A 16,554-nucleotide genomic window follows, 5' to 3' on the forward strand; every position below is an offset into this window, starting at 1 on the left:
TAAATGTCTGATGAAATAAAACAAAACCCAGAAGGTAAATCACATAAAGAACTAAGAAAAGAATATACCTTCAACAAGTTAAAAGGATTAGGTCAGGAAATTATTGAAGAAATCGAAAAACAAAAAGTTCCTTCTGTAAAAGTTCCTTCACGTGGTACTTCAAATATTGTTTATGATGAAGCAAAAAGATATTATGTTTTAGGAGACAGATACGGTAGAAGATCTCTTGGTAATGTAAAACAAATCAGAAAATTAGGACAAATGGTTTATGTAGCTAATTTCTGTAAAGATTTGGTTCAAAGGGAAAAAACAGCAACAATCAGGGAAATGTATTATGTTTCCGAAGGTTGGGGAATCAGTTTTAAAACACAACAGGAATCAAACATTGTTGGAGAAGATTTAGAAGTAACCTTAGGAACAACAAGGGAAGATTTAGGATTAATGCCAGAGGAAGATGGTGCCTCAGTATATGGTGATTTAACCTTAAAAGATGGTGATGTTGAAATTAATGCTTTAAAAGCTGGAAAATCAGGGTATACTATTTCACCAACAATTGACCAAGTAGATTTCCTAGACTGTAATGTAGACAGAGTTATTGCTGTAGAAACCATGGGGATGTTCCACAGGATGGTTCAGGAAAAAGCATATGACAGATTTAATACTTTAATTGTAGGACTTAAAGGACAGGCAGCTCGTGCTACAAGAAGATTTATTAAAAGAGTAAATGAAGAGTTACATTTACCAGTTTATATCTGTAACGACGGAGACCCTTGGGGATTCCATATTGCACAGGTAATTATTTCTGGCAGTGCAAAACTAGCTCACGTTAATCATGATTTAGCTACCCCTGATGCAAAATTTATGGGAGTAACAGCTAGTGATATTATCAATTATGATTTGCCAACAGATAATCTTAAAGACGTCGACGTCATGAGATTAAAAGAGTTAGCTAAAGACCCAAGGTATAAAAGTGATTTCTGGCAAACCGAAATTAAAAAAATGCTTAAGATTGGTAAAAAAGCAGAACAGCAATCCTTCTCAAAATATGGTCTTGAATATGTAGTAGATACATATTTCCCGGAAAAATTAGAGGCTATGGAATAAATTTATTCCTTAAAATTCAAGCAAATTTTTTAATTTGCTTTTTTCTTATTTTTTTATTTTAATAATTTCATAACATAACCACTATTTTTAAAAATTATTATTCATTTAATAGATTTCATTAAATATTACTCCATTTCAATTTTTGGAAAGCCAATAACCTCAGTAACTTTATAAAACATTTATTTAACTATCATTTTAAAGTTTCATCGAAAGTTTATCATTTCACATCCTTTTTGTTTTATCTACCGTTATTTTTTATTTTTTTATTGAAAAAACAATAATATGTTTTAGATGAAACCAGAGAATATTAACCCTTAAAATAAAATATAAAAAAGTGATGAATTTCAGAAGCACATTACATCAAAAATAAACTGAAATAGTGTTATTTTTCCTAAAAAGTTTATATAATGAAGTACAAAATGATTATCGTGTTGTCATATGAAAAATTTAATATTTAAAAAACAGTTGATAATCCTAATATCAGTTTTTATATTGGTAGCAGGAATTTCTGCTGTAAGTGCAAATGAAAATACTACTGATTTACATCAAAGTATGGAAGCATATGATAATAACGTTATTAACACTGATTTAGAAGTTGATGATAATAATATTATCCAACCAAATAACACTGATGTTAAATCCAATGTTAGTATTGATATAAACAACTTTGAAATGTATTATAAAAATGGTACTAAATTAACCGGAAAATTATTAGATAACAATAGCAACCCAATAATTAACCAAACTGTTAGTATTACCATTAATGGCGTAAGCTATAATAAAATTACTGATGGCAATGGTACATTTGGAATGAATATCAATTTAGATCCGAATGTTTATAATTTCACAGTAGCATATAACGGTTCAGACATTTATAATTCCGCATTTAAAAATGCTAAAGTTACAGTTTTATCTGTTATTAAATCAAATGATTTAGTCAAGTATTATAAAAATGAATCTCAGTTTTATGCTACTTTATTAGACGAAAAAGGAAATCCAATAGCTAACAACACAGCAGTCCAATTCAATGTAAACGGTGTATTCTACACCAGATATACCAATGAAAACGGTACTGCCAAGTTAAACATCAAACTTTATCCAGAACATTATATCATTACAATTATACACCCTAAAGGTGAAAAAAAAGGATATAATATTACTGTTTTACCTACAATTATTTCAAAGGATTTGGTTAAGTATTATAAAAATGAATCTCAATTTTATGCTACTTTCTTAAATGGACAAGGAAAACCAATAGCTAACAATACTGAAGTTCACTTTAATGTAAACGGTGTTTTCTACACCAGCTATACCAATGAAAACGGAACTGCTAAGTTAAATATTAACCTTTATCCTGGAAATTATATTATAACTTCCATGCACCCTGACGGATTCCAAATGGGAGTTAATATTTTTGTAAATAAAACTTTAATCACATATGATATTAGTCAGCCATGTAATAAAACAGGTACTGCAACTTTTAATGCAGAAGTTTTAGACGGACAAGGCAGACCTCTCAGTAATGCTTCTGTAACATTCCTTATTGCAGGTAAAGTTTTAACCAAAATTACTGATGAAAAAGGTATTGCTTCTATTAATATTAAAGCATATCCAGGAGTTTATACCATTACAACAACTTACAATGGTTACTCTGTAGGAAAAACTTTAGAGATTTATAACAATGAAACAGGATTTAAAAGATATAATTTAGGTTCAAATGAAAATGGTACTGTCCATTTATACAAATCAATTGGTAATACCAGTTCAAATGTAAGAATAGCTTATATTATTGGTGTTCATATAACCGAAAATGCTGTTCACAAAGCATTATTTGATGAATTAACCAATAAATCCAGCGAATTAAATTACTGTTATGATATTTATAAAATAAATGTAGTTCCAATCGGCAAACCTATTGATGACATTAACAGGATGAGAGGGCAGCTTTTAGGACGTGATTATGTAGTTCCTGAAGCTATAAAAAACAATTATTCTCTTGTAGTTGATGTACACTCCAATCAGGGAGGAGCATATGTCATTACTAACTTTGTTTTTGCTCCTGCACAGGATAATGTATCCAAAGCTATAGCTACCAAAATAATCAATGATAATCCAGGTTTACAGGAATACTTCCCGGCTTCACAAACAAGCCCGGCATATGTAACTCTTCCTATACAAAGGTCAGGTACACCTACCATACTTTATGAAACATATAAATACGAAGATTATAATAATGTAACTGTACCGTATGTTGATTTATTGATTGAATCAGTCGATACCATATTTGATTATATATCATAAATGGGAATTTGATAATAAACTAAAAATGGAGAGATAATTTGCAGAAAAATAATATTATAATTGCAATTATTATTGTCTGTATTATTCTCGTAGGTTTAGTATTTTATGCAACAAACATGAATACTGACTCAGATAATGCAACAAAAGATGGAAATAATTCTTCAATTAATTTGACAAATAATAGTACTTTATCCAATCCAAGTTCAGATTCAGGTTCCAGTTCCGGAGGAAGCTCATCAGCTTCTGATTCAGGTTCCAGTTCATCTGGTTCCAGTTCCGGAGGAAGCTCTTCAAGTGGAAGTTCCAGCCATTCAGGCGGATCAAGTCATACTGGAGGATCAAGCCATAGCGGAGGGTCTTCAAGTGGAGGTTCCGACCATAGTGGCGGATCATCCGGAGGAAGCTCATCCGGCGGAGATTCCGGATCAGGCAGTGGATCCGGTGATGGATCAGGTATTATAGATGTAAGCTAAATGTTTACATCATTTTTTCTTTTTTTATAATTAATTTACAAACTTAAATTTCTTTTTGCAGTTTCATCAACTCAAAATATTTATATACTACAAATAATCATATACCCTACTAGGTATAGGTTGTGTTATTTTGAAAAAATGTATGGATTCTGAAAACCTCCACAGAAGATTAAAAAAAATAATAGGTCAGCTAAATGCAATTGACCGCATGATCGACGAAGATGTTCCTTGTGAAAATATTTTAATGCAAATAAATGCATCAAAATCAGCACTGCACAAAGTAGGGCATATAATTGTCGAGGGACATCTTGAACATTGTATTAAAGAAAGTATGGAAAAAGGAGACACTGATGAAGCATTGGCTGATGTATCTACAATTTTAGAATATTATTCTAGAATTTAATTTTTTTTAAAATAATTTTATACCTATAGGGGTATACCTATATCAAGGTGATTTAATGAATATTAAAAATTGGTTAAGAAAAGAGGAATTAATAGAAATAACACTAATGTTTATTTCAGCTATCACACTGATAATCAGATTTATAAAACCAAACTTATTATTCTTTGATTTATCAGGGATAGCAATCATATTGTGCGGACTGCCAATAATTAAAGAAGCAATAGAAGCACTGATACACGAAAAAGACATAAAAGCAGATTTGCTTGTTTCAATAGCCATTATATCCTCAACAATAATTGGAGAATTATTTGCTGCAGGAGTTATTGCTTTAATAATGACTATTGGCGGGTTTTTAGAAGAATATACAGTAAGCAAAACTCAAAATGAAATTAAAAATCTAATCAACATTACTCCAACAACTGCAACATTAATAAAAGACAATAATACTGAAAAAAAGATAAATGCCAAAGACATTAAAACAAATGACATTATAAAAGTTTTGCCGGGAGAAATAATTCCCGGAGACGGAATAATCATTGACGGCAATTCATCTATTAACCCGGCAGCTTTAACTGGAGAATCTCTGCCTGTTGATAAAAGTACAGGTGATGAAGTATTCAGTGGTACAATAAATTTATACGGTTCAATAATCATTAAAGCAACTAAAAATGGAGAAAACAGTTCTGTAAACCAATTAATAAAATTAATTGAATCATCAAAACCTGAAAATGCAAAAATCGTAAAAGCAGCCGACAAATGGGCAACATGGATTGTAGCAGTTGCATTTGTTTGTTCTATCGGAACATGGATTGTAACTCATGAAATTTTAAGATCAGTTACAGTACTTGTAGTATTCTGCCCATGTGCATTAGTCCTAGCTACACCCACTGCAATTATGGCAGCTATCGGAAATCTAAGCAAAAAAGGAATTCTTGTTAAGGATGGGGAGTCTCTTGAAGAACTGGCTAAAGTGAATGACTTAATTTTAGATAAAACCGGAACTTTAACATGTGGAGAACCTGAAGTAAGTGAAATAATTTCATGTAATGATAAATACTCCAAAAAAGAAATAATACACATTCTTGCATCTCTTGAAAATAAATCAGAACATCCCTTAGCTAAATCAATTGTAAAATATTATAAAAATCATGAAAATAAAACATTGAAAGAGGTAAATGACTTTGAAATTATTCCCGGAACCGGAGTTAAAGGAAAAATCAGAAATGATGAGCTAATCGCAGGAAATAGGAAAATTCTAAATAAAACATATGAAACTGAATTAGATGATGAAACAACTGCAGTATATCTTTGTAAAAATAACCAATTAATTGGAGCAGTACTGCTGTCTGATTTTTTAAGAAAAAATGCAGTTGATGTTATTCTTAATTTAAAAGCCATGAATGTTACTCCAATACTTATGAGTGGAGACAATAAAAATACCACCAGAAATATTGCTGCAAAAGCTGGAATTGACAATTATAAATATGATTGTTTACCTGAAGATAAAAGTAATTACATTAAAGAATTACAATTAAATGACAAGAAAGTAGCTATGATTGGAGATGGATTAAATGATGCACCTTCACTTAAAAAGGCCAATGTAGGAATTTCAATGGGCAGTATTGGCAGCGATATTTCAATTGAAGCATCAAATATTACTTTAATTCATGACAACATCCGCGATTTGCCCCATTTATTTAAATTATCAAGAAAGACTTTAAAGACTATCAATGTCGGCATTGCATTTGCATTGATTTTAAATCTAATCGCAACAATTTTAGCCATATTCGGCCTGTTAAATCCAATTGAAGGAGCATTTGTCCACAATATAGGTTCAGTTATTGTAATTATTTATGCATCCTCTTTATTAAAATACAAATAGATATTTTGGTATAACTAAAGTTTATATAGGATTTCTAGCCAAATAAATAATCATAAACAATAAAGGAGAATAAAATTATGGCAACTGAAGAAAAAACCATTAACGTTGTTGGAATGCATTGTCCATCTTGTGTGGCTGCTGTTGAACTTTCTATAAAAGATTTAGACGGGGTAGAAGATGCTAAAGCTGATTTGGAAAGCAACACTGCAAAAGTTACATTTGATTCAGACAAAGTATCTGATTCTGATTTAGCTGAAGCAGTCAAAGAAGCTGGATTTAAGGTAGAATAAATTATCTGCCTTTGAATCTTTTTTATTATTCTTTTTTACTAATTTTAAAATATCAAATTTTATATAATTTAACTTACAAATTTTAATCCATATAACAAATTTTTTTAAAAATTTAATATTAAAATTAGGGATTAAAATGAAATCTGTAGCTATAAACGGATATGGAACCATAGGAAAAAGAGTAGCAGATGCAGTAGCTGCTCAAGATGATATGAAAGTAATTGGTGTAAGTAAAACTAGACCTAATTACGAATCAAGAACTGCAGTTGAAGAAAAAGGTTATGATTTATACATTGGAATTCCAGAAAGAGCAGACCAGTTTAAAGAAGCAGGAATTGAAATAGCTGGAACTGTAGAAGACATGATTCAGGAAGCGGATGTTGTTGTAGACTGTACTCCAGGAACTATCGGTCCGCAAAACTTGGAAATGTATAAAAAAGCCGGAGTTAAAGCAATTTATCAAGGTGGAGAAGACCACGAATTAACTGGCCTTTCATTTAATGCTATTTCAAACTATGATGACTCATATGGTAAAGATTACACAAGAGTTGTTTCATGTAACACTACCGGACTTACACGTACATTAAGTACTATTGACCCAATTGCAGATATTAAAAAGGTTAGAGCAGTAATGGTTAGAAGAGGATCAGATCCTTCAGAAGTTAAAAAAGGACCTATCAACTCTATTGTACCAAACCCTCCAAAAGTACCTTCTCACCACGGACCTGATGTAAAAACTGTTATGGAAGGTATTGACGTGACAACAATGGCATTGCTTGTTCCTACAACTCTTATGCACCAACACAACATAATGGTTGAAATTAATAACGAAGTGGAAACCCAAGAAATTATTGATGCATTAGAAAAACGTTCCAGAGTTCTTGTTGTGGATGCTAGTGAAGGTTTAGGTTCAACTGCAGAGCTTATGGAATATGCTAAAGAACTTGGAAGAAACAGAAATGATTTATACGAAATTCCAGTTTGGAGAGAATCAATAAATGTTGTAGGTAACGAATTATACTACATGCAGGCTGTTCACCAGGAATCAGATGTTGTTCCAGAAAACATTGATGCAATTCGTGCATTACTTGAAATGGAATCAGACAATGAAAAATCAATAGCTAAAACCAACAAAGCAATGGGAATCTTATAATTTCCCACCAACACTTTTTTGATAAAATGAAACATAAAGTAATGTTTGGACCTGCAGGAAGTCCTGTCAATTATAAAGGAGCAGCCTACAAGGCACCGAAATATATTAAAGAAGAAGGTCTTGATTCTTATGAATATCAGTCACCTTACGGAGTAAGGATTGGTGAAAAATCAGCTAAAATTTTAAAAGAAGAATCTGAAAAACATGACATTCTAATTTCAATGCACGGTCCATATTACATAAATTTATGTTCTAAAGAAGAGGAAAAAATTAAAAAAAGCCTCAACCATTTAATTGCAACAGCACGTGCAGGAGAATGGATGGGTGCATACAGATTAGTGTTCCATCCAGGTTTTTATTCAAATAGAAAACCGGGAAAAGCTATGGAAATTTCCAAAAACACTATTAACCAATTATTTGAAGAGCTGGAAGCTGAAGGTATTGAAGAATTTACCTTTGCGCCAGAAACTACAGGTAAACGTTCACAGCAGGGAAATGTTTCAGAAATTATCGAATTATGTGCAAGTTTTGATCATTTTGAACCAACAGTTGATTTCGCCCATGTTCATGCACGAGGCAGAGGGTTTTTAAATAAAAAAGAAGACTATAACTGTATTTTTTCACAGCTGGAAGATAACCTAGATATTGATATCCTTCATTGCCATTTTACAACAATTGAATACGGTAACGGCGGTGAAGTAAAACACCATACACTTGCTGAAAGTAATGAATATGGACCTGACATTAAGGATTTGCTTGCAAATCTCATAGACAATGGCTGGAGAGCAAATATTATTTGTGAAACTCCCCTAAGAGATGAAGATGCTCTAAAGATGAAAGAGCTTTATGAATCTATGATTTAAACTATTTTTTTCTTAATTTTAATATAACTAATTCAGAATCAGTCCTCCACCTCATTGGAGTATCCATTGAACCTACTCCAGTAGTAACTGACAGATAACTGCCATTTTTTTCAAAAATTCCCATATTATATTTGAACATCAATTTGCAAAACCACCTCATCGGATAAAATTGCCCTCCGTGAGTATGGCCCGATAGCTGAAGATTATAACCTAAGCGAGTAAACAAATCCCAGCCATAAGGAACATGATAATTTATAATATTTACTGCATCTTCATCAGTAGCCTGTTTTAACTGTTCATTAGAGACATCTTCCTTATCTCCAAAAGTAAAAGATAATCCGAAGATATTCAATCCATTGAATTCCATTTTTTCATCATCCAAAATAATCATTCCCGCTTTTTTAGCGGCCCTGCAAACGTTTTCAATTCCAGGATAGAAATCATGATTTCCAGGTGTAAATACAATCGGCATATTTACCTTTTTAAATGCCTGAAAATCATCTTCTTTAACTACACAAGACCCGTCAGCCAAATCTCCTGAAACAATAGCTATATCACACCTATCAGACAATTCATTTAACTTATCAGCTACATGATTAATTATTTTTTTATGTCTTACAGCACCAAAATGTATATCTGACAAATGGACAATGTTAACTTCCTCTTTTAAATTATCAAATTTCAAAGTATGCTCTTTAACTACTAATTTATGAGCATGAAAATAACTGTAAACTCCCAAAATTGGCACAACAGCAAGTAAAATACATACTGCAAAAAGTGAAATGCCAATAAACTGTTTTATTGCATAAATAACAATTAAATCTATTAAAATCATCAACATTGCCCACTGCCAAATCCCGAATATTTCAGTGCAAAATCTTCCAGCAGCTGTTGATTTTTTCTCTTCAAATATCATTGGAATGCATTGCAGGCCACCTAACAATAAAGTAGCTATGAACAAATAAACATCCTTAACTCCTCCAAAAAGTAAAAAGAAATATTTCAACAGGAAAAATTCAAAAAGCATGTAAAATGGGGTTGCTATAAAAACTCTTTTTGTTCTAAAACTCATTTTTTCATCTCTAAACAGCTAATTAGTTGATTTATTTTAAAATTATTTAAATCTTTAGCCAGATTATAACGAAATTAATAAAAATAATGACTTTCTTAATTATGAAACATAGGATATTACTATGTATCCCAGAGGTGTAAAAATGAATATGAAGAAAATTGTAGTAGCAGGTGGTGGAGTATTAGGCAGTCAAATTGCTCTTCAATCTGCTTTTTGTGGCTTTGATGTAACTATATGGTTAAGAAGCGAAGGATCAATCGAAAGAGCACAACCTAAACTTTTAAGATTGAAAGAAATTTATTTAAACACTCTTGAAGCAATGAAAACAAATCCTGCAGCATACTGCAGAGGATTCAGCTGTGAAAACGAACTGTCAGCAGACAAAATCAACGAGCTTAAGCAAAAAGTTGAAGATGCATATGACAGCATAACTTTAACAACAAGCTATGAAGAAGCAGGAAATGATGCTGATTTAATTATTGAAGCTATTGCTGAAGATCCTAAACAGAAAATAGCATTTTATCAGGAATTAGCTAAACACATTCCTGAAAAAACAATTATTGCAACAAATTCCTCTACAATGCTCCCAAGTGCATTTGCCCAATACACAGGACGTCCTGAAAAGTACCTTGCACTCCATTTTGCAAATGAAATCTGGAGAAACAATACTGCAGAAATTATGGGCCATCCTGATACTGGTCAAGAATATTACGATGCAGTATGCGAATTTGCTGAAAACATTAATATGATTCCGTTAAAACTTAAAAAAGAACAACCAGGATACATTCTTAATTCCATGCTTGTTCCGTTTTTAAGTGCTGCAGAAGCATTATATGCAGATGGAGTAGCTGACTTTGAAACTATTGACAAAACATGGATGTTGGCTACAGGTGCACCATTAGGTCCATTTAGAATACTTGATGTTGTAGGTCTAACTACTGCATATAACATTGGTATGATGAATCCGAAAGCCAGCGATCCGGACACCATTGAAGGAAAAGTTGCAGCTATGCTTAAAGAAAAAATAGATGCTGGAAAAACCGGTATAAACTCCGGTGAAGGATTCTACAAATATTAAACTAAGAATTTAACCATTATTATTTTTTATGAACAGTTAAAAATCACCTTACCATCACCATAACATTTAACAACAAATGCAACAGCTATCTTAACACACAAACAACTACTTTTAAATCAGCTACCTTATTGAGGGCAAATTTATTATATTTTTATATAGTAAAACAAATAAAATACATAGGTAATAAAAAACAACTGTTGCAAGTTGGTGACTAAATGAAAACAAACAACAAAACCCAAGAGACAAAACCATCTAACCCAAAATCAAAAACCGCACAAAAAGAAAACACTCCTTTTGCTGAAAGTGTAGTTTTAAAACCTGTAGGTTATCCTTTTGATTTTGCAATGATGGAAAATAATCTTGAAATTATCGATAAAACACTCTTTGAAGAGTATGCTCGTGAACAATGGTTAGGGTTAGTTGTAAAAGAAAATTCATATCTTTTCGATCAAAAAATAATTCCTGATTACGGTTTTCAAATAGTATCTGTTAGCCCCAACAACTCAATAATCGCTGAAAACACTGAAATTAAACTTTTAGATATTGAAGAAAGAAATTTGGATACTGTCAAGCGTATTAAAACAAATGTCAAAATTTCAGATATTGTTGGTCAGGAAAATGCTAAAAATAAAACCAAAGTTCTAATCAAATATCTTGAAGAGCCTGACAAATTCGGTGAATGGGCTCCGAAAAACATTTTATTTTATGGGTTTCCAGGTACCGGTAAAACCATGCTTGTAAAGGCACTAGCCAATGAACTTGACGTTCCGCTGTATTTAATAAAAGCAACTTCATTAATTGGAGAACATGTTGGAGACAGTGCATCTAAAATACAGGAATTATTTGAAAAAGCTCAAAAAACAGCACCATCCATAATATTTATTGATGAAATTGATGCAATTGCACTTCACAGAAGCTTTCAATCACTTAGAGGAGATGTTGCCGAAATTGTAAATTCCCTTTTAACTGAAATGGATGGAATTAATGACAATAAAGCAGTAGTGACAATAGGAGCTACAAATAACCCAAATTCAATTGATTATGCTGTAAGAAGCAGATTTGAAGAAGAAATTGAATTTGTCTTACCTGATGATAACGAAAGAAAATCTATCTTTGAAAACAATCTTAAAACATTTCCACTCAAATATGATTTGAATATTGAAAAGCTAGTTAAAATCAGCAAAAATATGTCCGGAAGAGACATTAAAGAAAAGATTTTGAAAACAGCTCTTCACCATGCGATTTCACATGACAAAGAAACTGTAGATAACAAAGATGTGGAATATGCTCTAAAAGCAAGTAAAATTAAAAATAGTGAAGTAAAAGGAATGTTTGAATAAAAACCTTCTTTAATTATTTTTCTTCAAACATAAATTCAATAGCTCTGATCAATTCTTCATCATTTTCATGAGCTGCCTGTTTAATTTTTTTAGAAATATCAAAAAATATTTTGTTGACAATAGAATTTGTTAAATTATCTATTATTTTAGCATTTGCATCTACATCAGAAAGTTTGGCAATCGCCTTTTCAGTTTCTCTTTCTCGTATATTTTCCATAGATACTCTTAAATTAGCAATAATATCTTCAACACCAATTAACTTAAAGGATTCTTTAAGTAAACTGAACTCTTCATCGATGATATTTTCAGCTTCTGCAAATTCTTTTTTTCTGAGTTTAGTATTTTCATCTGCAATCTCACGCAAATCATCAATGTTAAATAATTTAACTCCCAATTCGCAGACATCTTCGCAAATATCTCTTGGATTAGCTATATCAATCATTAACAAGTCTTTAAAATCTCCATCAGTCTTTTCCAAACGTTCTTTATTTAAAATATAATGAGGAGCACCTGTTGCACTTATTATCAGGTCTGCTGTTTGGACATATTTGCCTAATTCGTTAAAAAGAACAGCATGACCGTTTAAATCATTAGCCAGTTCAACTGCAACATAATAAGTTCTGTTTGCAACAAATATTGCATTTAAATTTTTCTCAGCCAAAGCCTTAGCCACCAGCTTACCCATCTTCCCTGCACCAATAACCAAAACAGACTTGTTTTCAAGATTCCCCAAATGCTTTTCAGCCAAATCAACAGCTGCAGAACCTATGGAAATTGATCCTTTGTTAATATTGGTTTTATTTCTCACTACACGACCGACATGAATAGCTTTAGTAAAAATAGAATCCAAAATCTTTCCGCAATGACGTTCTTTAAATGCCTTTTGCTTAGCATCACTAACCTGGCCTAAAATCTGGTCTTCACCTACAATCATAGACTCCAGACCTGAAGTCATACGGAAAAGATGCTTAATAACACTGTCTCCATAATCAATAATAATGCTTTTATTTTCATGAGATAAAAGAGAATCAGAAGCATCTATATTGTCATTATGAATGTAATATTCCTTACGATTACATGTAGATATTTCCACATATTCTACAATTGAATACTTTTCCTGCAATTCCAAAAATAACTGATCCATTTCCTTTGCAATATTTTCCATAGCATCAATATTTGCAATTTTATGGTCAACTCTTAAATTAAGTATCATCAAATCCCCTTATCAAATCATCGATATACTCTTTAGCTTCATCTATTTTATGGTTATCAAGTAATCCTTTAATATTTTCATCATTGAAAATTTCATAAAGATACTGTCTTCTTTTTTTCTGGTCGGATATCCTGGATTTAAGCAATTTACGGCTGTAATCCTGAAGTTCAATTTCTAAAATATCCTCTTCAGTAATAATAGATTGAATCTTTTTTCTTAATTGGCGAGCCATTAATGGACTTTTTCCATTTGTAAAAATAGATATCTCAACATCACCAATATTAAAACTTGTAGGGACAATAATATTTCCATTATCCGGAAAATCCGCCCTATTTAATAGTTTATCCTCAGCTATTTTACTGACATAATCAGACAATTCCCTATCACCGCTGGCTATTACAACTACATCAGACCATTGAACTAAGTTAACCACATCATCAACTGAAGCCAAAACAGCTCCTTTATCGATTAATTCCTTATCTAAAACATCCCCTGCTAATTTAACATTAGCTCCATGGTCAAGAAATTTATTTGCCCTTCTTGTAGCCACTTCACCAGTACCTAATATAAATACATTTAAATTGGCTGTTTTAAGATATAGGGAAGTCCAATCCATTTTAATCAGCATTTCCTAAGGATTTAACACGTAATAATTTTACAGCCATTCTCAAATCATTATTACAATCATTTAAAACACTCATAGCTTCCATTTCACCAATATTGAAAGTTTCAGCTAATACTTTTACACTTTCATCAGGAGTAGGCTTATCAACACCAACCAATTTATCAGACAATTCTTTTTTCAAGTCCAAATATTCATCATGAGTCATACCGATATTTTTTAAAGTAATATCACGTAACGGGCATGGTTTAGACGGTTTACAACACCATACTAATGATCCAAAACAAGTCCCTGTCCCTTCACCTAATTTAGTTTCTTTTGCGAATTCAGTTTTAATATCAATATATTCTTGAGGAGTTAAGTTAACTTCGTCCAAAGCATTTAATATTGGACAAGGTTTAACTGGAGGGCAACAGAAAGCCAAACCCCTTTTATCTCCACCTCTGCAAATATGAGATGGTGCATCTTCCCAAGTCATAATAAACCTCCAAATTAATAATCATTTCCATGAAATAATTTATACATACATAATTTATTTTAGTTTATATATAATCTTTTTTATGAAAAAATAGGTTAATCAATACTCAATCGTATGACTGATACACTTAAATTCATTGCCGAAATCATCCAAATAACTTTCACCTTTAAGTAAATTGAAGTATTTTAATGTTGAAGGAGACAATTTATGAAAAACCTGATATTTAGTAAAATTATTTTCAAAATCTTCAATAATCACATCATATACTTCGGCTTTAGGAACAAAGCAGATACTGTATTTAATATTATTTGAAACAAGTAAAGTTTCTTCAAATAAAACTGAATCAGAATCATAAAGTTGTTTAATCTTTCTTTTTGAATCCTTTGTCTTTTCAATAACCGGCAATCTGTTCACCTAAAAATCCCTGTCATCAAAATTAAAAAAATAATAATATTAAACTATAAATCCCAATAAGTTTAAATTTAATGTTGCTTAAAATGCTTAGTTATATCATTAATGGAAACATATTAAACAAATCCGGCCAGTTTTAGCTGTAAAAAAAATATTTAATTTTAAGTAAAATGAAAATAAAAAAAAGGAATTAATTTTTAAACATTCCTTCTTTTTCATCTGCAGTTAACTGTTTAACTATTTCATCAGGAGTTCCTACATCAAGGATTTTTCCTCCCCTCATTAAAGCAGATCTATCACAAACATCCAATACAAAGTCCATATCGTGAGAAATAATAATAAATGTTTGTTCTAATTCTTTTCTAGCTTTTAAAATAGAATCAGTTACAATTACACGAGTAATTGGATCCATTGTACCTGTCGGTTCATCTAAAATAATTATTTTAGGCTCTTTAATAAGAACCTGTGCAAGAGCTACCCTGTGTTTTTCCCCAACACTTAATTCGTCAGGATATTTGTTAAGTAAACCTTCAGCTATATTTTCATCAAAACCAACTGTTGTCAATACATGAATAGCCTTGATTTTTGCAAATTCAGCAGGCAATTCCAAACTAATAGCATCAGTTAAGTTTCCTAAAATAGTCCTGTGAGGATATAAAGAATATTCCTGATGTAATAGTCCCATATATGGAATTACACGACCCCTGTTAAGAGGACCGCTTTTACTCATGTCAACCCATTCTTCACCAAGTTTTACTTCAATTTTACCACTACTTGGTTCAGTCAACCCAATTAACATTTTAGTAAGAGTTGTTTTTCCAGCACCACTTAAACCTACAATACCAAAGATTTCCTCTTTGTTTATGGTTAAATCAATTCCATCAACAGCTTTGACTACTCCCCTTTCAATTGAATAGTAATGTTTTTTAACATCATCCATTTGAACTTCAGGAGCACCAATTTCAGGATTTTCCACTTTTTCAGGTACCGGTACAGTTTCAAGGAAATGATTTACAACACCTTCAGGTTCTCCTTCTTCTTTGATTTCCCCATTTTCTAACCATATAACATGATCAGCCAAATCATTCATGATTTCAGGCCAGTGAGAGGTGATTAACATAGTGATTCCTTTATCTTTTACACCTTCAATTAAAGTATTATGAAGTTTTTCAGCAGTCTGAGGGTCAAGAGTACCTGTTGGTTCATCAGCTAAAAACATCATAGGTTGTTTTGCTAATTGTCTTGCAAGAACTACTCTTTGTTTTTCTCCACCACTTAAATCACGTGCAACATGAGTAATCCTGTGGTTCATCTGAACCATTTCCAGTAAGTCTAGAGCATCATAGAGATTATCTTCATAATCATTCTCATCACTCATTGCCCTCATAACATTTTCAATTACAGTTTCTTCATCATATAATGCGAAGTTACGCTGTAACATAATAGCGATTCTTCTTTTAATACTTGCGAACTCTTTTCTTTCAGCATTGAAGAAATCAATTTCTTTTGCTTCATAAGTTCCGCCACATGAACATTTTTCACCTGCATGGGACGGGGATTCAACAGCCAAACAATCTGGACAAATAGCCAAATTAAAGATAACCTGACCTGCATCAGGTTTGTAATCCAATGTACCCCTGAGCATGTTAATTAATACAGATTTTCCACTGCCACTACGTCCTAAAATACCTAAAGTTTCTCCTTCTTTGATTTTCAAATTAATATTTTTAAGAACATCGACACCATTGAATGTCTTTGTAATATTCTTAAGAGTAATAAAATCCATGAAATCACCTTTATATAATCAGTATTTATTTATCTTTTAAACCATTTATAATATTTTCTAATAATTATTGTTATATAATGGTGTT

Annotated in this window: 16 protein-coding genes; 10 read left to right on the top strand and 6 right to left on the bottom strand. The window is 31.6% G+C overall.

The annotated features are described in order from the left end of the window. The first annotated feature begins 3 nt into the window (after positions 1-3). From MSM_RS04815 to MSM_RS04850, 8 genes are all read left to right on the top strand, one after another. Complete coding sequence (locus MSM_RS04815; protein ID WP_004032979.1) at positions 4-1,104, top strand: DNA topoisomerase IV subunit A; 1,101 nt, start codon at positions 4-6, stop codon at positions 1,102-1,104. Positions 1,105-1,542: 438 nt separating this feature from the next. Further along, positions 1,543-3,405 carry an Ig-like domain-containing protein gene (locus MSM_RS04820; RefSeq protein WP_011954202.1) on the top strand — a complete coding sequence of 621 codons (1,863 nt, stop codon included), beginning with the start codon at positions 1,543-1,545 and terminating at the stop codon, positions 3,403-3,405. Between the two features lie 38 nt (positions 3,406-3,443). Beyond that, a complete protein-coding gene (locus MSM_RS04825; RefSeq protein ID WP_011954203.1) occupies positions 3,444-3,878 on the top strand; it encodes a 1,4-beta-cellobiosidase in 435 nt (144 codons plus the stop codon). Between the two features lie 130 nt (positions 3,879-4,008). Next, complete coding sequence (locus MSM_RS04830; RefSeq protein WP_048058620.1) at positions 4,009-4,281, top strand: metal-sensing transcriptional repressor; 273 nt, start codon at positions 4,009-4,011, stop codon at positions 4,279-4,281. Positions 4,282-4,336: 55 nt separating this feature from the next. After that, positions 4,337-6,163, top strand: a complete 1,827-nt coding sequence (locus MSM_RS04835) for a heavy metal translocating P-type ATPase (protein ID WP_011954205.1) — start codon at positions 4,337-4,339, stop codon at positions 6,161-6,163. 77 nt (positions 6,164-6,240) lie between these two features. Then, positions 6,241-6,453, top strand: coding sequence for a heavy-metal-associated domain-containing protein (locus tag MSM_RS04840; RefSeq protein WP_004032974.1), 213 nt, complete (start codon positions 6,241-6,243; stop codon positions 6,451-6,453). 136 nt (positions 6,454-6,589) lie between these two features. Then, entirely contained in the window at positions 6,590-7,606 is a 1,017-nt protein-coding gene (locus tag MSM_RS04845; protein ID WP_004032973.1) for a phosphorylating glyceraldehyde-3-phosphate dehydrogenase, read from the top strand. 26 nt (positions 7,607-7,632) lie between these two features. Next, positions 7,633-8,469, top strand: coding sequence for a TIM barrel protein (locus MSM_RS04850; RefSeq protein ID WP_004035733.1), 837 nt, complete (start codon positions 7,633-7,635; stop codon positions 8,467-8,469). A gap of 1 nt (position 8,470) precedes the next feature. Here the strand turns inward: MSM_RS04850 and MSM_RS04855 are convergent, their stop codons facing one another. Further along, a complete protein-coding gene (locus MSM_RS04855) occupies positions 8,471-9,541 on the bottom strand; it encodes a metallophosphoesterase (RefSeq protein WP_011954206.1) in 1,071 nt (356 codons plus the stop codon). A 142-nt stretch (positions 9,542-9,683) separates the two neighbouring features. On the opposite strand from MSM_RS04855, the gene MSM_RS04860 reads away from it, so the two are divergent. Both MSM_RS04860 and MSM_RS04865 read left to right on the top strand, forming a co-directional pair. Next, on the top strand, positions 9,684-10,619 hold the full coding sequence (locus tag MSM_RS04860; RefSeq protein ID WP_048058682.1) for a 3-hydroxyacyl-CoA dehydrogenase: 936 nt from the start codon (positions 9,684-9,686) through the stop codon (positions 10,617-10,619). A gap of 215 nt (positions 10,620-10,834) precedes the next feature. Beyond that, entirely contained in the window at positions 10,835-11,959 is a 1,125-nt protein-coding gene (locus MSM_RS04865) for an AAA family ATPase (protein ID WP_004032969.1), read from the top strand. Positions 11,960-11,972: 13 nt separating this feature from the next. Here MSM_RS04865 and hemA read toward each other — a convergent pair whose 3' ends face one another. The 5 genes from hemA to atwA all read right to left on the bottom strand — a co-directional run bounded on the left by hemA (position 11,973) and on the right by atwA (position 16,469). Then, positions 11,973-13,172 carry a glutamyl-tRNA reductase gene (gene hemA, locus MSM_RS04870; RefSeq protein WP_011954208.1) on the bottom strand — a complete coding sequence of 400 codons (1,200 nt, stop codon included), beginning with the start codon at positions 13,170-13,172 and terminating at the stop codon, positions 11,973-11,975. Further along, positions 13,162-13,788, bottom strand: a complete 627-nt coding sequence (locus MSM_RS04875; RefSeq protein WP_011954209.1) for a precorrin-2 dehydrogenase/sirohydrochlorin ferrochelatase family protein — start codon at positions 13,786-13,788, stop codon at positions 13,162-13,164. Before MSM_RS04875 ends, hemA begins: the two co-directional genes overlap by 11 nt. A gap of 1 nt (position 13,789) precedes the next feature. Next, positions 13,790-14,272, bottom strand: a complete 483-nt coding sequence (locus MSM_RS04880; RefSeq protein ID WP_004032966.1) for a methanogenesis marker 9 domain-containing protein — start codon at positions 14,270-14,272, stop codon at positions 13,790-13,792. A 99-nt stretch (positions 14,273-14,371) separates the two neighbouring features. Next, a complete protein-coding gene (locus MSM_RS04885; RefSeq protein WP_011954210.1) occupies positions 14,372-14,677 on the bottom strand; it encodes a hypothetical protein in 306 nt (101 codons plus the stop codon). A 196-nt stretch (positions 14,678-14,873) separates the two neighbouring features. Further along, positions 14,874-16,469, bottom strand: a complete 1,596-nt coding sequence (atwA, locus tag MSM_RS04890) for a methyl coenzyme M reductase system, component A2 (protein WP_004035746.1) — start codon at positions 16,467-16,469, stop codon at positions 14,874-14,876. Positions 16,470-16,554 lie beyond the last annotated feature (85 nt).

The sequence above is a fragment of the Methanobrevibacter smithii ATCC 35061 genome (assembly GCF_000016525.1).
GTDB classification, from domain to species: Archaea; Methanobacteriota; Methanobacteria; order Methanobacteriales; family Methanobacteriaceae; genus Methanocatella; species Methanocatella smithii.